The sequence below is a fragment of the Mycetohabitans endofungorum genome, from assembly GCF_002927045.1.
In the GTDB taxonomy this organism is placed as follows: Bacteria; Pseudomonadota; Gammaproteobacteria; order Burkholderiales; family Burkholderiaceae; genus Mycetohabitans; species Mycetohabitans endofungorum.
The window spans coordinates 192,789-212,113 of the sequence record NZ_PRDW01000001.1 but is presented as its reverse complement, the minus strand read 5'-3'; the positions used below and the strand labels follow the sequence as shown (position 1 = coordinate 212,113).

General features: G+C 63.2%; 21 protein-coding genes and 1 pseudogene. 4 read left to right on the top strand and 18 right to left on the bottom strand.

The genetic code is table 11. The features are described from left to right. Positions 1-78 precede the first annotated feature (78 nt). The 3 genes from trmD to rpsP all read right to left on the bottom strand — a co-directional run bounded on the left by trmD (position 79) and on the right by rpsP (position 1,871). On the bottom strand, positions 79-852 hold the full coding sequence (gene trmD, locus B0O95_RS01005; protein ID WP_104076339.1) for a tRNA (guanosine(37)-N1)-methyltransferase TrmD: 774 nt from the start codon (positions 850-852) through the stop codon (positions 79-81). An 11-nt stretch (positions 853-863) separates the two neighbouring features. After that, on the bottom strand, positions 864-1,520 hold the full coding sequence (gene rimM, locus B0O95_RS01000; protein ID WP_104076197.1) for a ribosome maturation factor RimM: 657 nt from the start codon (positions 1,518-1,520) through the stop codon (positions 864-866). A 96-nt stretch (positions 1,521-1,616) separates the two neighbouring features. Next, complete coding sequence (gene rpsP, locus B0O95_RS00995) at positions 1,617-1,871, bottom strand: 30S ribosomal protein S16 (protein ID WP_076785264.1); 255 nt, start codon at positions 1,869-1,871, stop codon at positions 1,617-1,619. Here rpsP and B0O95_RS15260 point away from each other — a divergent pair. Together B0O95_RS15260 and B0O95_RS00990 are read left to right on the top strand one after the other, a co-directional pair. Then, positions 1,861-2,208: a hypothetical protein gene (locus tag B0O95_RS15260; protein ID WP_146063949.1), complete on the top strand. Its 348-nt coding sequence runs from the start codon at positions 1,861-1,863 to the stop codon at positions 2,206-2,208. The genes rpsP and B0O95_RS15260 overlap by 11 nt on opposite strands. Before the next feature lie 46 nt (positions 2,209-2,254). Continuing rightward, complete coding sequence (locus B0O95_RS00990; protein WP_104076338.1) at positions 2,255-2,764, top strand: TM2 domain-containing protein; 510 nt, start codon at positions 2,255-2,257, stop codon at positions 2,762-2,764. Between the two features lie 26 nt (positions 2,765-2,790). Here the strand turns inward: B0O95_RS00990 and B0O95_RS00985 are convergent. Together B0O95_RS00985 and B0O95_RS00980 are read right to left on the bottom strand one after the other, a co-directional pair. Further along, positions 2,791-3,234, bottom strand: a pseudogene (locus B0O95_RS00985) (radical SAM protein); the annotation flags it as partial. 1 nt (position 3,235) lies between these two features. Further along, on the bottom strand, positions 3,236-3,724 hold the full coding sequence (locus tag B0O95_RS00980) for a winged helix-turn-helix transcriptional regulator (RefSeq protein WP_104076196.1): 489 nt from the start codon (positions 3,722-3,724) through the stop codon (positions 3,236-3,238). Between the two features lie 128 nt (positions 3,725-3,852). Between B0O95_RS00980 and B0O95_RS00975 the strand changes: the two genes are divergently transcribed. Beyond that, positions 3,853-5,145 (top strand): D-amino acid dehydrogenase, encoded by a 1,293-nt coding sequence (locus B0O95_RS00975; RefSeq protein ID WP_104076195.1) that lies wholly within the window; start codon positions 3,853-3,855, stop codon positions 5,143-5,145. Between the two features lie 186 nt (positions 5,146-5,331). On the opposite strand, the gene B0O95_RS00970 is transcribed toward B0O95_RS00975, so the two are convergent. The 6 genes from B0O95_RS00970 to B0O95_RS00945 form a co-directional block, all read right to left on the bottom strand. Continuing rightward, positions 5,332-6,264: an electron transfer flavoprotein subunit alpha/FixB family protein gene (locus B0O95_RS00970; protein WP_104076194.1), complete on the bottom strand. Its 933-nt coding sequence runs from the start codon at positions 6,262-6,264 to the stop codon at positions 5,332-5,334. 24 nt (positions 6,265-6,288) lie between these two features. After that, a complete protein-coding gene (locus B0O95_RS00965; RefSeq protein ID WP_104076193.1) occupies positions 6,289-7,038 on the bottom strand; it encodes an electron transfer flavoprotein subunit beta/FixA family protein in 750 nt (249 codons plus the stop codon). A 299-nt stretch (positions 7,039-7,337) separates the two neighbouring features. Further along, positions 7,338-8,132: a MetQ/NlpA family ABC transporter substrate-binding protein gene (locus B0O95_RS00960; RefSeq protein WP_104076192.1), complete on the bottom strand. Its 795-nt coding sequence runs from the start codon at positions 8,130-8,132 to the stop codon at positions 7,338-7,340. Between the two features lie 89 nt (positions 8,133-8,221). Then, positions 8,222-8,875 carry a methionine ABC transporter permease gene (locus B0O95_RS00955; RefSeq protein ID WP_104076191.1) on the bottom strand — a complete coding sequence of 218 codons (654 nt, stop codon included), beginning with the start codon at positions 8,873-8,875 and terminating at the stop codon, positions 8,222-8,224. Then, on the bottom strand, positions 8,865-9,899 hold the full coding sequence (locus B0O95_RS00950; RefSeq protein WP_104076190.1) for a methionine ABC transporter ATP-binding protein: 1,035 nt from the start codon (positions 9,897-9,899) through the stop codon (positions 8,865-8,867). The genes B0O95_RS00955 and B0O95_RS00950 overlap by 11 nt, the downstream gene beginning before the upstream one ends. Before the next feature lie 283 nt (positions 9,900-10,182). Continuing rightward, the gene (locus B0O95_RS00945; RefSeq protein WP_104076189.1) at positions 10,183-11,106 is read right to left on the bottom strand and encodes a histone deacetylase family protein; all 924 of its coding nucleotides are present in this window, start codon (positions 11,104-11,106) and stop codon (positions 10,183-10,185) included. A gap of 294 nt (positions 11,107-11,400) precedes the next feature. Here B0O95_RS00945 and mltB point away from each other — a divergent pair, with 294 nt between their 5' ends. Continuing rightward, positions 11,401-12,594: a lytic murein transglycosylase B gene (mltB, locus tag B0O95_RS00940; RefSeq protein WP_199180404.1), complete on the top strand. Its 1,194-nt coding sequence runs from the start codon at positions 11,401-11,403 to the stop codon at positions 12,592-12,594. 3 nt (positions 12,595-12,597) lie between these two features. On the opposite strand, the gene cysM is transcribed toward mltB, so the two are convergent. The 7 genes from cysM to B0O95_RS00905 all read right to left on the bottom strand — a co-directional run bounded on the left by cysM (position 12,598) and on the right by B0O95_RS00905 (position 19,041). Then, entirely contained in the window at positions 12,598-13,500 is a 903-nt protein-coding gene (gene cysM, locus B0O95_RS00935; RefSeq protein WP_104076187.1) for a cysteine synthase CysM, read from the bottom strand. 87 nt (positions 13,501-13,587) lie between these two features. After that, positions 13,588-13,917 carry a ComEA family DNA-binding protein gene (locus B0O95_RS00930; protein ID WP_158249431.1) on the bottom strand — a complete coding sequence of 110 codons (330 nt, stop codon included), beginning with the start codon at positions 13,915-13,917 and terminating at the stop codon, positions 13,588-13,590. A gap of 80 nt (positions 13,918-13,997) precedes the next feature. After that, entirely contained in the window at positions 13,998-14,984 is a 987-nt protein-coding gene (rfaD, locus tag B0O95_RS00925) for an ADP-glyceromanno-heptose 6-epimerase (protein WP_104076185.1), read from the bottom strand. A gap of 42 nt (positions 14,985-15,026) precedes the next feature. Further along, positions 15,027-16,142, bottom strand: coding sequence for a D-glycero-beta-D-manno-heptose-7-phosphate kinase (gene rfaE1 / locus B0O95_RS00920; protein WP_104076337.1), 1,116 nt, complete (start codon positions 16,140-16,142; stop codon positions 15,027-15,029). Then, positions 16,051-17,451, bottom strand: a complete 1,401-nt coding sequence (locus B0O95_RS00915; RefSeq protein WP_104076184.1) for a UDP-glucose dehydrogenase family protein — start codon at positions 17,449-17,451, stop codon at positions 16,051-16,053. Before B0O95_RS00915 ends, rfaE1 begins: the two co-directional genes overlap by 92 nt. 84 nt (positions 17,452-17,535) lie before the next feature. Next, entirely contained in the window at positions 17,536-18,711 is a 1,176-nt protein-coding gene (lapB, locus tag B0O95_RS00910; RefSeq protein ID WP_104076183.1) for a lipopolysaccharide assembly protein LapB, read from the bottom strand. Between the two features lie 36 nt (positions 18,712-18,747). Next, on the bottom strand, positions 18,748-19,041 hold the full coding sequence (locus B0O95_RS00905) for a LapA family protein (protein WP_104076182.1): 294 nt from the start codon (positions 19,039-19,041) through the stop codon (positions 18,748-18,750). Positions 19,042-19,325 lie beyond the last annotated feature (284 nt).

Sequence of the window (19,325 nt, the reverse complement as noted above, 5' to 3'; positions counted from 1 at the left end):
CGATCAAGGTCCCGGTAGAGGATGGGTTGACTTCCGGCAGCCGACTTCGGCCACCGCCTTGCCCTCGCACACCGGCCATCAATGTTCCGATGCCACGAGAGTTGCGAGCCATGCCTCATCGGCACGGCTCAACATCTTGTTACGCCGGGCACGCTCGATCAGGTCGGGGCGCTTGACCAGCGTATTGCGCAGCGCCTCGCGACGCCGCCACTGCTCAATCTGCGCATGATGCCCGCCGAGCAGCACGTCCGGCACCCGCACGCCCTCATATTCCTCCGGGCGCGTGTAATGCGGACAGTCGAGCAGCCCATCGACGAAGCTGTCCTGCACAGCCGACTGCGCATCGTTCAATACGCCAGGCAACTGCCGAATCACCGCGTCCATCAGGGCCATCGCAGGCAACTCACCGCCCGACAGCACGAAATCGCCGAGGCTCACTTCGTCGTCTACCTCGCGATCGATCAGCCGCTGGTCGATCGCCTCGTATCGGCCGCACAACACGATCAACCCGGGCAGCGCCGCATACTCGATCACCTTGGCGTGGTCTAGCGGCCGGCCTTGCGGCGACATCAGCACGACGCGCGCGCGATGCGGCGGTGACCCAGCCCCACCCGCGCATTGTGCCCCCCGGGCAGCAGCGATCGCATCGGCGAGCGGCCGGGCCAGCATCACCATGCCTGGACCACCGCCGTACGGACGATCATCGATCGTCCGGTAGTTGTCCGTCGTGAAGTCGCGGGGATTCCATGTGCGCAACGTATAACGCTGTTGCTTAGCGGCCCGGCTGGTAATCCCCCAGTCGGTCAGAGCGCGAAACATGTCCGGGAACAGCGTGACGACATCAAATTGCATCGCGCGCTCCATCAATAATCGACTCCCCAGTCGACCACGATGCGGCGGTCCGACGGATCGACCGTTTTCACGTAAGCGTCGACAAACGGAATCAGCCGCTCCGCCTTCGTGGCGCGCCCGTCCTGCCCGACCTCGTCGTACTCCACGCGCAGGATGGAGTGCGCGCCGTTATCCATCAGGTCCACGACCTGACCCAGCGCGTCACCGGACTCGTTGACGACCGCCAAGCCGATCAAATCAACCCAGTAGTACTCGTCACGCCCGAGCGCCGGAAAATCCGTGCGGCGCACGTGCACCTTGGCACCGCGCAGCGCGAGGGCCTGATCGCGATCCGCGCACCCGGCAAGTTGCACGACCACATTAGCGCTATGCGCCTTGCTCGACACAACCTGTGCCGCACGACACACGCCACCCTTGACGAGCCACCACGATCTTGCACGCAGCAGCGCACCGCCACTCGAACCGACGCCGGCATGCGGCGTGATCTTCAACCAACCCTTGACACCGTAGGCATCGACAACCGCACCGACTTCGATTGCGTCGTCCGGCAACGACGCCACGCTCTCGACGCCGGACTCGGACGAACCCGCACGGCCACCACCCTTCACCGGACGGCGCACAAAATGGCCAAACGACACAGGCCGGGTCAACGACACACGGGTTGACATCTGCTCACATCCCAGCGTTTGACCGTTCGCGCACCGCACTCCGACAGATGCCGCGATACCGCACTCGACAAATGCCGACGGCCTACATTAAGCGGGTTACGCGGACGGTTGCGCAGCTTGCGCCTGCTTGACCAGGCGGGCCACGGTCGGCGACAGCTGCGCGCCGACGCCTCGCCAGTACGTCAGGCGGTCTTGCGCGATGCGCAGCGATTCGCCCTTTGTCGCGACCGGATTGTAGAAACCGACGCGCTCAATGAAACGGCCATCGCGGCGATTGCGCGAATCGGTTGCAACGATATTGTAGAACGGGCGCTTCTTCGAGCCGCCACGAGCCAAGCGGATGATGACCATGCTGTGTCCTTACCTAAATAGCCTGGGTATTGACCAGCAACACCCGGGTTTTCGATCTGCCGAAACGCGCGATTATAACCTGAAAATAGCGCTCCAACAAATACTTACCGTGTCGGTGACAGTGCTGGTGGCCAGCGTGCTTGCGTGCCACCTCGCCGCGGCGCTGCCTGTGGACGCGATCCGGGTGCCGCTCGGCGTTGCCTGGCACGATGGTGCGCGGTATCTCGGCGGTGTCGCGGATCGAGCCCCTGGACAGCACCAAGGTCGGCTACTGCGGCGCGCGGGTAACCTCGACGATGCCAGCGCCATCTATCGCGTCACCTACGCGAGGCGCTAACGGCACGACGTACAATATCGACCCTGTCATCGTATTCCTGTCCGCCATGTCCATCTCTTCCCGCATGCGGTCCGACGGCCGCGTGCCGCCGGCCCCGCCACCCCGGTTCAAGTCCAAGAACCGCGCCGCCCTTGCCGCGTTCCTGCTCGGTTCGCTTGGCGCACACCGGTTCTACCTGTATGGTCCGCGCGACGCGCTGGCGTACTTGCATATTGCCGCGACGGCGCTCGGCGTCGTCGGCGTGCAATGGCTCGTCGCGACGCAGCGAACATCGGTCGCCGGGTGGGGACTATCGGTGCCCGGTGCCGTCTCACTCCTGACTGCGTTCCTCGCCGCGATCGTCTATGGCCTGCGGCCGGACGATAAGTGGGACGCCCGCTTCAACCCGCACGGCGACCGCCGGAACCGTTCCGGCTGGGGTGTCGTGTTCATTGTGATCCTGTCGCTGTTCATCGGCGCGATGTTGCTGATGGGCGCGCTGGCGTTGGCGTTCCAGACCTACTTCGAGGCCACGGTCCAGCCGCTGAGCAGTGTCGGCCTCGGCGCGTTAACGTGATTGCTTGATCGCGGCGCGACTTCCTAAGGCAGCCTCAATACGATATAGGACGCGCTGCTCGCGCCCGCCTGCGCGCAAGCGTCGAGCACCCGCTCCAGATCCAGCTCGGTGATGAACGGAATAACCGGCGCAATGCTGACCCCTACCGGAATACCCGCATCGGCCAGCGTCCGGATCGTGCGCAGCCGGCGCGACGGCGTCGCGGCCCGCGGCTCGAGGGTGCGCGCGACGTCGGCATCCAACGTGGTGACCGTTATCGCGACCAACGCCTGCCCACGGTGCGCCATCGGCGCGAGCAGATCGATGTCCCGTTCGATCAGCAATGACTTCGTGATCGCTGCCACCGCATGCCGATGCCTGTTCAAGACATCGAGCACGCGTCGGGTAATCCGCAGATCCCGTTCGACCGGCTGATAGGCGTCGGTGTTGACGCCCAGCGCGATCGGCTCGGGCACATAGGACGGCTTGGTATCACTCACCCGCCGCAACCGTCAACGTTTCCTTGATTTCCTCCATCACGACATAGCTCTTGGACTGCACCGCCCCGGGCAATTGGAGCAGAATGTCACCCAGTAACTTCCGATAGTCGGACATCTCGCCGATGCGCGCCTTGATCAAATAGTCGAACTCACCGGAGACCAGGTGGCACTCCAATACCTGTGCAATACGCTCGATTTCGCGCCGGAACTGGCCGAACATGTTGCCGCTTTTGTGATCCAGCGTGATCTCGACGAAGACGAGCAGACCGGCGCCAAGCTTGGCCGGATCCACCCGGGCATAGTAGCCGGTGATCACACCGTCGCGCTCCATGCGCCTGACGCGCTCGATGCACGGCGTAATCGACAATCCGACACGCTCAGCAAGATCCTTCATTGCCGTGCGCCCGTCGGCCTGCAACAGATTCAGTATCTTGTGGTCGAGCTTGTCGAGCGCCCGCACGGGCTGCCTTTGGGTTCTCATGATTAGTTACTAAAAATCATAAAAATACAATAACAATACCTGGATGACTCGCAATAGGATAGGTCGATTTACTACCAATCCGCCGACTTGCAGTACTGAGTCGAGATTCAAGCGAATCGGAGCATCGCATGCGTGTCATCGTCCTAGGCAGTGGCGTGGTCGGCGTGGCAAGCGCCTATTACCTGGCGCGGGAAGGCCATGAAGTCACCGTGGTCGACCGCGAGTCGGGCCCCGCGCTGGAGACCAGCTTCGCCAACGCCGGCCAGATCTCGCCGGGCTATGCCGCGCCGTGGGCAGCGCCGGGCGTACCGCTAAAGGCGCTCAAATGGATACTCCAGCAGCACGCGCCGCTGGCCATTCGACTCGATGGCAGTGCATTCCAGCTCAAATGGATGTGGCACATGCTGCAGAACTGTACCGCCAGCCGGTACGCAATCAACAAGAGCCGGATGGTGCGGCTAGCCGAGTACAGCCGCGACTGCCTACAAACGCTGCGCGCGCAGACCGGCATCGCGTATGAGGGACGCCAAGGCGGCACGCTGCAGGTGTTCCGCACGCAGGCGCAGTTGGACGATGCCGCGAAGGACATCGCGGTACTCGAGGATGCAGGCGTTCCGTATGAACTGTTGTCGAGCGCCGAGTTGGGCAAGGCCGAACCGGCGCTGCAGCGCGTCGCTCACAAGTTGACCGGCGGATTGCGGCTGCCCAACGACGAAACCGGCGATTGTCAGCTTTTCACGATGCGACTAGCGCAATTGGCCATTTCGCTGGGCGTGCAATTCCGGTTCAACACGCCAATTGACTCGCTCGCAATCGCCGGCGGCCGGATCACCGGCGTGCAATGCGGCTCCGAGTTGCTGCGCGCCGACGCCTACGTGGTCGCGCTGGGCGCATATTCGACCCGCCTGCTGGCCGGTATCGTCAAGGCCCCGGTTTATCCGCTCAAAGGCTATTCGATCACTGCACCGATCGTCGACGCTGCCCGTGCGCCGGTATCGACCGTGCTGGACGAGACGTACAAGATTGCCATCACCCGGTTCGACGACCGGATCCGCGTCGGCGGCATGGCCGAAATCGTCGGCTTCGATACGTCGCTGCGCGATGCGCGCCGCCGCACGCTCGAAATGTGCGTCAACGACCTGTTCCCGGGCAGCGGCGACACGGTGCAGGCAAGCTTTTGGACCGGCTTGCGGCCGATGACCCCCGACGGCACACCGATCGTCGGCCGCACGCCGATGCCCAATTTGTTCCTCAATACCGGTCACGGCACGCTCGGCTGGACCATGTCGTGCGGATCGGGGCAACTGCTCGCCGATCTGATGTCCGGTAGGCGACCCGCGATCCAGGCCGACGACCTATCCGTGCATCGCTATCTCGCCGACGGGGCCGGCTCGCGCCGCCCCGCTTACGTCGGCGCGTGAGCGTGCAGGTCCGCAGCCGCCGATCGATCACGAGCACCCTGCCATTGACGGGCGGAACATAACGCATCGCTGCCCGCCCGGTTAAAGTGTAATGTCGTCATATGGCGACGCAGAAACGACAAAGGGCGCACGATGCGCCCTTCTGCCAAGCTCTATCGCGCGTGCATCACGCGACGTGCCAGCCGCTCATAGCACGTTAACCAGTTCTGGCACCAGCGTGAACAGATCGCCTACCAGGCCATAGTCGGCAACGCTGAAAATCGGCGCCTCCGGATCTTTGTTGATCGCCACGATGACCTTGCTGTCCTTCATGCCGGCCAAGTGCTGGATCGCACCGGAAATCCCTACCGCGATGTACAGCTGCGGCGCAACGATCTTGCCGGTCTGCCCCACCTGGTAGTCGTTCGGTACGTACCCCGCGTCGACTGCCGCGCGCGAAGCGCCCAGCGCGGCGCCGAGCTTGTCGGCCAGCGGCTCGAGCACCTGCGTATAGTGTTCGCCGCTGCCCAGCCCCCGTCCGCCTGACACGATGATCTGCGCGCTGGTCAGTTCCGGGCGCTCCAGCTTGGTCAACTCGCGGCTCACGAAGCTCACGCCGGGCGCTGCCGGCGCCGCGTCGATCGCCTGCACCGACGCGCTGCCGCCGTCGGCGGCGACCGGATCGAACGCCGTGCCTCGTACCGTGATGACCTTGATCGGATCCGCCGATTGCACCGTTGCGATGGCGTTGCCAGCATAGATCGGTCGCTCGAAGGTGTCCGCGCTCACCACGGCCGTGATGTCGCTCAGTTGCGCAACGTCCAACTTAGCGGCAAGACGAGGCGCCACGTTCTTGCCGTATGCGGTCGCCGGCAGCACGATGTGTGTGTATTCGCGCGCGATCGGCAGCACCGTCGCCTCGACGTTCTCCGCCAATCCTTCGCTGAGCTGCGGCGCATCGGCCAATAGCACCTTCGCGACCCCGGCCACGTTGGCCGCCGCGTCGGCCGCGCCGCGCGCGTTGTGCCCCGCCACTAGCACGTGGATTTCGCCGCCCAGTTTCTGCGCGGCCGCTACTGTGTTCAGCGTCGCTGCCTTGAGCGCCGCGTTGTCGTGTTCTGCAATGACCAGTATCGTCATGTCTGCCTCTTTGCGCGTTGTGCGTTACAGTACTTTTGCTTCGCTCTTGAGCTTGTCGACCAGCGTGGCGACATCCGGCACCTTCACGCCCGCGCTGCGCTTGGGCGGCTCGGCCACCTTCAGCGTTTTGAGCCGCGGCGCCACGTTCACGCCCAAGGTCTGCGGCGTGACGGTCTCCAGCGGCTTTTTCTTCGCCTTCATGATATTGGGCAACGTCACATAACGCGGCTCGTTCAGCCGCAGGTCAGTGGTCACCACCGCCGGCAGCGTCAATGACAGCGTCTCGGCGCCGCCGTCCACTTCACGCGCCACCGTGGCGCGGCCACCTTCGACCGTCACCTTTGAGGCAAACGTGGCCTGCGGCCAGCCGGCCAGCGCGGCCAGCATTTGCCCGGTCTGATTCGAGTCGTCGTCGATCGCCTGCTTACCGAGGATCACGAGTTGCGGCTGCTCCCGCGCGACCAGCGCGTTGAGCAACTTGGCGACTGCCAGCGGCTGCAACTCCTCTTGGGCTTCGATCAGGATCGCTCGGTCCGCGCCGATCGCCAGCGCGGTGCGCAGCGTCTCTTGGCACGCCGGCACCCCTGCCGATACGGCAATCACTTCCGTGGCCACGCCCGCTTCCTTTAACCGCACCGCCTCTTCCACCGCGATCTCATCGAACGGGTTCATCGACATCTTCACATTCGCCACGTCCACGCCCGTGCCGTCCGATTTCACGCGGACCTTCACGTTGTAGTCGACCACTCTCTTGACCGGCACAAGAACTTTCATTCCACGCTCCAAAGTTACGAATACGGCAACTCATCAACGGCCATTATAACGACGAACGGTCGTTCTATTTTAATGACAAAAAAGACCGGCGAGAAGCCGTCAACCTGACTCAAACCTCTAGTCCAGACGCCCGATCATGTAAGCTACGACAGGCCTAATGCGGATTCATCGTAGCACCGGCGGCAACCGCAGCCCCGACCCAACCATAGCCCCGGCAGCCACAGCGACAGCCCCGACCCAGCCACAGCCGTAGTCGCCGTTGCCATATGCGTGGGCCGACGACGGGCGTTCCCCCATGGTCACCACCCGGCCGCTACGGCACCGCCGTATCGGCTATCAATGTACTGCTTGACTTCCGGCGAATGGTACGCAGCGACCAGCTTCGCGACCCAGGGCTTGTCGCGATCAGCCTGGCGCACCGCAAGGATATTTACGTACGGACCATTCGCGTCTTCGATCGCGATCGCATCCCGCCTGGGCTGCAGGCCTGCCTCCATCGCGAAATTCATATTGACCGCGCCTGCATCGACATCAGCCAGCGAACGCGGGATTTGCGCCGCGTCCAATTCGACGAGCTTGATCTTTTTCGGGTTCTCGACGATGTCCAGCGGCGTGGCTTTCAGCCCCGCGTCCGCGCGCAGCTTCAACATGCCGAGCTTTTGCAACAATAGCAGCGCGCGCCCGCCATTGGTCGGGTCATTCGGCACCGTGATCCTCGCGCCACTGGGCAGGTCCTTTAGCGACTTGACCTTTTTCGAGTAGATGCCCATCGGGAACATCACGGTATCGGCGACCTTGACGATCTTGTAGCGGCGATCCTTGACCTGCGCGTCGAGATAGGGCTGATGCTGGTAGCTGTTCGCGTCGAGGTCACCGGCAGCGAGTGCGGCATTCGGCTGCACGTAGTCGGAAAATTCAACGATCTGAAGGTTCAGCCCGTTCCTGGCTGCGACCTTCTTCACAACCTCGAGGATCTGCGCGTGCGGGCCGCCGGTCACGCCCACCTTGATCCGGTCTTGCGCACGCGCGGCGCCCATGAAGAACGCTGCGGTCCCCAGTGCCGCAACCAGCTTGATCATGAAACGGCGTTGCATCGATTTTCCCTTTTCTCTGAGTCAGTATGGGACTTCTCACCCGGCGGCAGCGCGTGCCGGCCAAGCCGCGGCGCATCTGCGCCGTGCCGCTATTTGTGGCTGAGCCGGCGCACCAGGTAATCGCCGAAGGACTGCACCAACTGCACGAAGACGATCAGCACGAACACCACGGCGAGCATGACTTCGGGCAGGAAGCGCTGATAGCCATAGCGAATGCCCAGGTCACCCAAGCCTCCGCCGCCGATTGCCCCCGCCATCGCCGAGTAGCCAACCAGCGATACGAACGTCAACGTCAAGCCCGCAACGATACCGGGCCAGGCCTCAGGCAACAAGACCTTGAACACGACCTGCGACGTAGTCGCCCCCATCGCCTGCGCGGCTTCTATCAGGCCACGATCTACCTCGCGCAGCGCGGTCTCGACCAGACGCGCAACAAACGGCGCGGCGGCGATCGTCAGCGGCACAACGGCGGCGGCGGTGCCGATCGACGAGCCAACCACCAAGCGGGTGAACGGAATAACCGCCACCAGCAGGATAATGAAGGGCGTGGAGCGCACCGCGTTGATCACCATGCCGAGCACACGATTAAGGATCACGTTCTGCAGCACGCCGCCACGCTCGCTCAAGTGCAGCAGCACGCCGAGCGGCAGGCCGATCGCGCCGCCGATCGCCCCGGAAATGCCGACCATGATCAGCGTCTCCCAGAACGACTGCACGAACATGTCGAACATTTCACTCCACATAGTTCAACTCCTCCACAATGACACCTTGCTCGCGCAGAAAAGCCATCGCCTTTCCGACATTGCCGGGCTCACCGCTGGCAAGCACGGCAAGCGAGCCGAACGCCTGACCTTGGATCTCATCGATCTGGCCATGCAGAATGCTGAAGTCGAGCGCATATCGCCGGATCGTCTCAGACAGCACCGGCTGCTCAACGCCGCGACCTGAGAACGCGAGTCGGAACAAATGGTCGCGCCCCGCCTCTAGCCGCTGCTGGACCCTGTCCTTGAGCGCAGGCGGCAATTCCTGCGCGATCACGTCGCCGATCAGCGCGCGCGTGACCTCGTGGTGCGGTTTCAGAAAGACGTCGATCACGTTGCCCTGCTCGACCAAGCGCCCCGCGTCGAGTACCGCGACGCGATCGGCCACTTGCTTGACCACATCCATCTGGTGAGTGATCAACACGACCGTTAACCCCAATTCCCGATTGATCTGGCGCAGCAGTTCCAGTATCGAGCGCGTGGTTTCCGGGTCCAGCGCCGACGTCGCCTCGTCCGACAGCAATACCTTTGGCCGGCTCGCCAACGCCCGCGCAATACCGACACGTTGCTTCTGCCCACCGCTGATCTGCGCTGGATACCGGTCCCGCTGCGCGGACAATCCGACCAGCTCTAGCAACGGCAACACGACCTTGTCGATCTCCATGCGCCGCTTCCCCGCCAACTCCAGCGGCAACGCGACGTTGTCGTAGACCGTACGCGAAGACAGCAGGTTGAAATGCTGGAAGATCATGCCGATTTCGCGCCGCGCCGCGCGCAGTCCATCGGCAGACAACGCGGTCAAGTCGCGACCGTCGACAATCACGCGGCCCTCGCTGGGTCGCGTCAGCAGATTGATGGTGCGCACCAGCGTACTCTTGCCCGCGCCGCTGCGTCCGATGATGCCGAACACTTGGCGCGGCGGCACCGTGAGCGTAACGTTGTGCAGCGCTTCCACCCACCCGCGGGGTCCGGGGAAACGCTGCGAGATGTTGTGCAGTTCGATCATGGAAGATGAAAAAACGGCGGACGACCGTCTCGTTGCCACAGTCCGCCGCCGCAGTGATCCGTTTTTTCGACCGGCCATTTTATCAAACTGCCACATAGCTGGAAATAATTGTTTCTAGCCAATTTATAACTTACAGAAATTAGACGCGCGTACCGATAACCGTCCCGCTACGACCGGGAGTGCGAGTGCGCAAATTCTTTGCCGCGATGGATTGCATCGCGGCCAAGCGCGCGACATTGGCGATCCATGGCCCTGCATGCCGCCGACCCACAAATGACAGGCGCTACAAATTGGCCAGCGCTTTCAGGTGCGCGACGACACTGCGACCGAGCGCCGATAGGCTGTAGCCGCCCTCCAGGCAACTGACGATGCGCCCGTTCGCGTAACGCACGGCGACATCACGCACTTGCCGCGTGATCCATGCGTAGTCATCCTCGACCAACCCCATGTTGCCGAGTTCGTCCTCGCGGTGCGCGTCGAAGCCGGCCGATACGAATATCATCTGCGGTCGGAACGCACCAAGTCGTGGCAGCCAGATCAAGTCGATTGCCTCGCGTACCTCCATGCCCCGGGTGCGGGCCGGCATGGGCAGGTTCACCATGTTCGGTGCCTGATTGTCAAAGCCACTGAACGGGTAGAAAGGATGTTGGAAGAAGCTGCACATCAACACCCGCTCGTCGCCAGCGAATGCGGCTTCGGTTCCGTTGCCGTGATGGACGTCAAAGTCGATGATCGCCACGCGCGCCAGCCCGTGCACGTCCAACGCATGACGCGCCGCGATCGCGACATTGTTGAAGAAGCAAAAACCCATTGCCCGCGCCGGTTCGGCATGATGGCCGGGCGGGCGCACGCTGCAAAAAGCATTGTCGTAGCGGCCCGCAATGACCGCGTCTGTGGCCGCCACTGACGCGCCGGCGGCGCGCAGCGCCGCCCGCCAGCTATGAGGATTCATCTGCGTATCGGCATCGATTTCCGCGTAGCCCTGCTCAGGTGCGGTGTCGCGCACGAAATCGATGTACGCGCGCGTATGGACCCGCGCAAGCGACGCTTCTTCCGCCAAAGGGGCCCACTCGTGATGGATCAGCGGATCGATGCCGTTGGCGATCAGCTGATCCTCGATCGCGGACAAGCGCGCCGAGCATTCCGGATGCCACTGCCCCATTTCGTGCAGCCGACACTCCGGGTGGGTGAAGAAACCTGTTGCCATCGCAATACGGTCGGTTGGGTAACGAACGCGCCCGTGACGCGCCGCCTCTTTATTGGTCCCGGCCACCGCATGCGGCGACCCTTCGATTAAATTACCACACCACCCTCGGTTATACTGCGTTGACCCTGCCCACCCGGCGTGCCGCCCTTTGCGCATCGGCGCATTGTCTGGGCAACACCAACGCACTGCCGTATTCGTTCGCCGCTTTACTTGTCACGCCTTGCCATGACCTTCTTGTTCGACCTACTGTCGCGCCACCGTTGTCCCCGTTCTCAATCGAGACCTAACCGCGTGATGACCCGCGGGACGCAGGCGTTGCTGTTCATGCTCGCCACCGCGCATGGCGCGGCGCTCGCCGCGCCGAGCAGCACGGCGCCGAGCGGCTCCCACCCGATGATCGTCGCCCAGGCGCAACCGGAGACGCCGGTTTCGCCAGGCCAGACGTTCGAGGAGGAAATCGTGCCACAGCGCTATGCGGCCAATCCGAATGTCGATGCGTTCATCAACGACATGGTCGCCCGGTACGATTTCGATTCGAAGGCGCTGCACGCGCTGTTCAACCAAGCCGTGTATTCGAAAACCGCGGTCAAGCTGGTACTTCCCGCTCCAACGCCAGCACTCAAGGATTGGCAGGCATACCAGGCACGCTTCATTGAACCGGTGCGCATCGACGCGGGGGTGAAGTTCTGGCAACAGAATGAGGCGGTGCTGCAACAGGCTAGCGAACAATTCGGCGTGCCGCCGGAAGTGATCGTCGGCATCATCGGCGTCGAAACATTGTATGGCCGGTACATGGGCAACTTCCGCGTGCTCGACGCGCTGACCACCCTCGCGTTCGATTATCCGGACACGTCCAATCGCACGCAACGCATGGCGCTGTTCCGCAAGAACCTAGAGGACTTCCTGGTCTGGACCCGCAGCGCCGGCATCGAGCCGACCACGGTGCTGGGCTCCTACACGGGCGCAATCGGCATCCCGCAGTTCCTGCCGAGCAGCATCATCGAATACGCGCTCGATTACGAGGGCAATCACCGTATCGACTTACGCAACAGCCCGGCCGATGCAATCGGCAGCGTCGCCAACTATCTGAAGCAGCACGGCTGGGAAAGCGGCCGGCCGGTCGTATGGCACATTCGCACGGATGCCGGCAGCATTGGCATTGCGCAGGCCGCCGCGCACGGGCAGGCCGAACCTCGCTGGGCGCTGCAACAACTGTTGCGCGCCGGCATGCTGCTCGATGAACGCGGCGTCGATACGGCAAGCGAAGCCGGAACACCCGTGACCGTGGTGGAACTGCCCACCCCCGGACAACCCACGCAGTACATGCTCGGGTTAAGAAATTTCTACGTGTTGACCCGCTACAACCGCAGCTTCTTTTATGCACTGGCGGTGTATCAACTGGGCGAACGGGTCAAGGCGCAGATGCAAGCCCTTTCCGCGACACCGCCTCGGCCGGCAATATCCGCCGCGCCGTCCGCGCTGCAGTAGCAGTTACGCGCAGAACACGCCTGTCGACAGGTACCGGTCGCCACGGTCGCAAACGATGAACACGATAGTCGCGTTCTGCGTTTGCCGCGCGATGCGCAGCGCAACCTCGCAGGCCCCACCAGACGAAATGCCGCAGAAAATGCCTTCGACGGCGGCCATCCGGCGCGCCATCGCCTCCGATGCCGACTGGCTCACATTCTCGATGCGGTCCACGCGCGCGCGGTCGAAGATCTTCGGTAGATAGGCGTGCGGCCACTTGCGAATGCCCGGAATACGGGAATCCTCGTCCGGTTGCACGCCGACGATTTCGATGCGCGCGTTCTGCTCCTTCAGATATTGCGACACACCCATGATCGTGCCGGTGGTGCCCATGGCCGAGACGAAATGTGTGACGCGCCCCTCGGTATCACGCCAGATCTCCGACCCAGTGCCCTCGTAGTGTGCAACCGGGTTATCTGGGTTGGCAAATTGGTCGAGTATCACGCCCTTGCCGTCGCGCTGCATTTGCTCGGCCAGGTCGCGCGCATACTCCATGCCGCCTTTGACCGGCGTCAGCACGATCTGCGCGCCATACGCGGCCATGCTCCGCTGTCGCTCGACCGACAGATCCTCCGGCATCAACAGCACCATCTTGTAGCCCCGGATCGCTGCCGCCATCGCCAGCGCGATGCCCGTATTACCGCTGGTCGCCTCGATCAGCGTATCCCCGGGTTTGATGCGACCGCGTTGTTCAGCCTTGCTGATCATTGACAGCGCGGGGCGGTCCTTCACTGATCCGGCCGGATTGTTTCCCTCGAGCTTAGCCAGAATCACATTGCCCCGGCTGCGGATGTCATCTTCAGGCAGCCTGACCAGTTGAACTAGCGGCGTGTTGCCGATTGTGTCTTGAATTGTTTTATAAGCCATGGCTGCACTTGCCCGGGAAAGGTCGCAATTTTTTATTGTAAAGCGGAACCGCGCACGCGCGCTCGCGCACCGTTGCCGCAATGCGGGTTACCGCACGCTCGCGGCTGCGGGCGCGCAGTACTGTTCCGGCGACGCGGCATCGAAAACCAGGCCCTGTGCCTGCCACTTCGCCACCGACTTCGCACCCACGCGCTTGACGCGCCGCACGAGGTCGTGCGCACTACTGAACGGGCCCTGCGCGTCCCGAGCTTCGATGATTGCCTGCGCAGTGGACGGACCGATCCCGCGGATCGTCTGCAGCATCGCGTCATCCGCAGCGTTGATCTGCACGCGTGGCGCCGCCGCGGCCAGGCCCGCGGTCAGCCACAGCACCACCGCCATGCGCGGCGCGTTCAGCGTATTGAGAAGCGTACCCATCGAATCCCCCAACGAACTCGCACCGGCGGCCATCGCCGGCACAGGATGCCAGTCTACGAAGGACGAGGGTGCCGCCGCAGTCAGCCGTTCAGCCAACGCACGTAGCGCGCCACGCCTTCCTGCACGGTCAGGAACGGAGCCTCATAGCCGGCGGCGCGCAGCTTGGTGAGATCGGCCTGTGTGAAGCACTGGTACTTGCCGCGCAGCGCGTCCGGAAATGCGATGTACTCGATCGTGCCGTCCTGGACCAGTTCGGGAAGCAGCAACGCCGGCTTGCCATCAAGTTCGCGCAACGTGTTCACGACAGTCATCGCGATATCGTTGAACGGTTGCGCACGGCCCGTACCAAGATTGAAAATGCCCGACTTGTCCGGATGATCGAAGAAAAAAAGGTTCACCTTGACCACATCTTCGACGGACACGAAATCCCGCGTCTGCTCGCCGGCCGCATAGCCGTTGTATTCGCCGAATAGCTTGACGTGGCGTTGCACACGAAACTCGTTGAAGTTGTGGAATGCCACCGACGCCATACGCCCCTTGTGCGTCTCGCGAGGACCATAGACGTTGAAATAGCGGAAGCCCACGATCTGGCTTGCTGCGTCGGGCAGCATGCGCCGCACAACCTGGTCGAACAGAAACTTCGAGTAGCCGTAGACGTTCAACGGACTTTCCGAACTCCGCTCCTCGACAAACGTCGTCGAGCCGCCGTAGATCGCCGCGGACGACGCGTACAGGAACTGTGCACGCTGCGCGACGCAGGCTTCCAGCACCGCGCGGCTGTACGTGAAATTGTTGTCCATCATGTAGCGCCCGTCCGTTTCCATCGTGTCGGAGCAGGCACCTTCGTGGAATACTGCACGCACCTTGCCGAAGTCATGACGGCGCAAGCGCTCGACAAACTCGCGCTTGTCGATGTAGTCGTCGATCTCACAATCGACGAGGTTGCGGAACTTGTCCGCGCGTGTCAGGTTGTCGACGGCGATGATCCGGCGTTCGCCGCGCTCGTTCAATCCCTTGACGATGTTACTGCCAATGAAGCCGGCCGCGCCGGTAACGATGATGGTCATGAATTGCGCATCCGTGGAATGAGTTCAGGCACGTGCCGCACGTCAGGCCGATGCCGGCGGGTCAGGGAATAGTTCGTCGTAGCTCACGGTCGCGGTACCAAGCTTGCCGACCACGACGCCGGCGGCGCGATTCGCATGACGAACCGCCTCGGCAAGCGGCACGCCGGCGCCGAGCATGGTCGCCAGCGTCGCGATGACCGTATCGCCCGCGCCCGACACATCATACACTTCGCGTGCAAGCGCCGACTCGTGCAACACGCCGGCATCGGTGAACAGCGTCATGCCTTCCTCCGAACGGGTCAGCAGCAATGCGCAGAACTGCAGCGAGGCGCGCAATGCGTCCACGCGCGCATGCAGTTCCGCCTCGGACTTCCAGCGGCCGACGACCTCAATCAACTCCGCCCGGTTCGGCGTAATCAGCGTCGCACCGCGGTAGCGCTCCCAGTCATCCCCCTTCGGGTCGACCAGCACGGGCTTGCCGGCCGCCTGCGCGGCCTCGATCATCCGCCTCACGTGCGTCAGGCCACCTTTCGCGTAGTCGGACAACAACACAACATCATGGCCGGGCAGCAGCGTCTCGAACTTCGCCAGCCCGGCCAGCAATACCTCGTGCGCCGGCGTCTTTTCGAAATCGATCCGCAGCAATTGTTGCTGGCGCGACAAGATGCGCAGCTTGATCGTCGTCGGCAATGCAGGATCGCGCTCCAGGTGCGCGTTCACGCTGCTCTCGCTGAGCAGCTCGACGATACGCTCGCCCGGCTCATCATGTCCCACCACGCACAGCAGTCCCGCCTGAGCACCAAGCGCCGATACGTTGCGCGCGACGTTGGCAGCACCGCCCAGACGATCCTCGGTGCGCTGCACATGGACAACAGGCACCGGCGCTTCCGGCGAAATCCGCGTGACATCGCCGAACCAATAGCGATCCAGCATCACGTCGCCGACGACCAGCACGCGCGAAGCGGCAAGCTGTGGCCGCCGCACAGTCGGCACCTGTTGCGACGCGCTCGCCGCGCCGGCGATGGCCGCTTCCGCGGCATGCAGCGCCAAGCGCGAAATCGGCTTGTCAGACACGCTGCACCTCACTGAGCGTCGCATTGGCCGGCACCGCACCGCGGCCAATCGCGTAGTATTCGATGCCAAACTCGGCCATCGCATTGGGCTCGTACAGGTTGCGTCCGTCGAACACCAGCGGCGCCTTCAGCGCACGCTTGAGCGCGTTGAAGTCCGGACTCTTGAACGCCTTCCACTCAGTCATGATTGCCAGTGCGTCCGCGCCGTGCACCGCCTCGGCCTGCGTGGGAACGAACGACAGCCGCGCCTGCGCTTGCGGCTCATCACGCAGATCCAACGCCAACACCCGCCGCGCCTCCTGCATCGCCACCGGGTCGTACGCGCGCACCGTCGCCCCGCGCCTGAGCAGTGCCATGATCAACGTGCGGCTCGGCGCCTCGCGCATGTCATCCGTATTCGGCTTGAACGCCAGACCCCACACCGCCACCGTGCGCCCGCTCAAGTCCTGTCCCAGCCGCGCCGTGATCTTATCCACCAGCACGCTCTTTTGCGCGTCGTTCGCTGCCTCCACCGCCTCCAGGATCCGCAGCGTACGCCCATACTCGTGCGCCGTACGCATCAGCGCCTGCACGTCCTTCGGAAAGCACGAGCCACCGTAGCCCGCCCCCGCGTACAGAAAGCTGTAGCCGATGCGCGGGTCTGAGCCGATTCCCCGGCGCACCGCCTCGATGTCCACTCCCACCCGGTCCGCCAAGTTTGCCAACTCGTTCATGAACGAGATCCGTGTGGCCAGCATCGCGTTGGCCGCATACTTGGTGAACTCCGCTGAGCGAACGTCCATGTACATCGTGCGCTCGTGGTTCCGGTTGAACGGCTTGTACAGCCGCTTCATCTGCTCGCGCGCGTACTCGCCGGCCTCGTCGTCGTCGCTGCCGATCACGATCCGGTCAGGACGCATGAAATCGTCCACCGCCGCGCCCTCCTTCAGAAACTCCGGATTCGACACCACCGAGAAACCGTGCCCCACCCCGCGCCGCGCCAACTCCTCGGCCACGGCCGCGCCCACCCGCTCGGCCGTGCCCACTGGCACCGTCGACTTGTCCACGATCACCTTGAAGCCCTGCATGTGCCGGCCAATATTGCGTGCCGCCGCCAGCACGTACTGTAGGTCCGCCGAGCCATCCTCGTCCGGCGGCGTGCCCACCGCGATGAACTGCACATCCCCGTGCGCCACGCTCGCTTCCACCTGCGTGGAGAACTGCAACCGCCCCGCCGCGCGGTTACGATCGATCAGCTCCTTGAGCCCCGGCTCGTGGATCGGCACGCCCCCGCCATTCAAAGTCTCAATCTTGCGCGGATCCACGTCCAGGCAGAACACGTCGTTACCCAACTCCGCCAGGCACGCGCCAGTGACCAGGCCAACATAGCCTGTGCCGATAATGGTGATTTTCATGCTTATTTAAATCCGATGAGGTTCACGGTCCTTTTGCCAGGGCCGCGCGCAGCACGCCGATCACAATCGGCGTGTCGTGCACCGTCAGTTCGCCGCCGCGATCGGCTCGACCCGCCGCGGCGCGTAGGTTTCCCAGCCGCTGCAGCCGGGGCACTGCCAGTAGAATAACCGCGCCCGGAAACCGCAATTCTGGCACGTATATCGCGGCAGGTTCTTCGTGCGCTGCCGGATCAACGTGCGCATCAGTTCCAGTTCGCCCTTGCGAGGCTCTTCGGCCACTGCAATCTGCGCTTCGAGCAGCCGCGTCATGTCCGCCAGGTTGGGCGACTTCTGCATCTGCGTACGCGCCAGCGCATGCGCGGCATCCGCGCCGCGCAACTCGGCGATGTGCTTGTAGGCGGCGTCAAGCAGATCGTTCGACGGATACGCCTCGACATAGTGCGTCAACAGCGCGGCGCCCTGCGCCGACCAGCCGGTCGCCGCATACGCTTGCATCAGCTTGTTGGCAACCAGCGGCAAGTAGGCAGGATTCTGCTGCTCGACCTGTCGCCAATACTCGAGCGCCCGCGTCGGCTCGTTACACGCCATCTCAACATCGCCGCTCAGGATCGTCGCGCGCACATTCTGCGGGTTGCACCGCAGCGCCTGTTGTAATGCGTTGCGTGCATCGTCTATCCGCTTATGCTGCAACGCTTCCTGCGCAAGCTCGCAGTGGAATTGCGAAATCTCCTTGCCCAGCGGCGGCGCGCCCATCGCCTCGATCCGTTGCGCCGCCTCGATCGCCTTGTGCCAGTCCTTCTCGATTTCGAAGATGGTCAACAGCGCCCGCAACGCACCGAGTGCGTAGCCGCCACTGTGCAACCGCTGGAAGGTCTCTTCCGCCCGATCGAGCAGCCCAGCTTTTAAAAAATCCTGGCCAAGCTCGTACAACGCATGGTCGCGCTCGTTGGCCGGCAAGTCCTCACGCGACAGCAGGTTCTGATGAACCCGGATCGCGCGCTCCGTCTCGCCGCGCCGACGAAACAAATTGCCCAAGGCAAAGTGAAGCTCGGTTGTCTCCGGATCTAGCTTCACCACTTCGATGAACGCGTCGATTGCTTGATCCGGTTGCTCATTGAGCAGGAAATTCAAGCCCCGGAAGTAAGAGCGCGGCAAGTTCGCGCTCTCGGACAACAGGTGTTTCAGGTCATAGCGGGCCGCGACCCAGCCCAACCCGAAGGCCACCGGGATGATGAGTAACCACCAGAAATCAAGATCCATGAATGTGATTCGTTGAGCATACGCGTGCCGGACGCGTCAGATGATCGGCGGCATCGGCGGTTCGTCCGCCGTCACCGGCGTCTGCCGGGCCGTCTTCAGCTCGCGCTTGAGCCGGCCGTTTTCGAACCGCAGCCGGAAGACCGCCGGCAGCGCCGACACCAGCCCGGCAAGCAGACCGACCACGAAAAATGCGAGCCCGATCACGATCAATGGCGCATTCCACGTATAGCCGGCTAGGAAGTTCAGTGTCACGCCTTGCGTGTTGGCAAGCGCCAGCACCAGCAGCAACACGAATACGATGACACGGATCAGCCAGACAATGAGCTTCATGGGCAATCTCGATGACGGCGACCGGACAGCGGATCGCCAGCGAATTGGACAAACGACCCGCACCCGCGCATCGGGTGGCCAGGCCGTGGCAGGGAACCGAACCGTGGCCGGGGCCGGAGAAAGTGCCCGTATTGTAATGGAAGCGCTCGCACTCACCTACTGGCGCGCCCAACGGCGTGCGTGTTTGGCCACACCCGGCCGCCAGAGCCGCCGGCACCATGCGATGCCAGTAAAAGAAAAAGCGCCAAATGGCGCTTTTTCCATGGTTGCCGAAACAGCAGGCC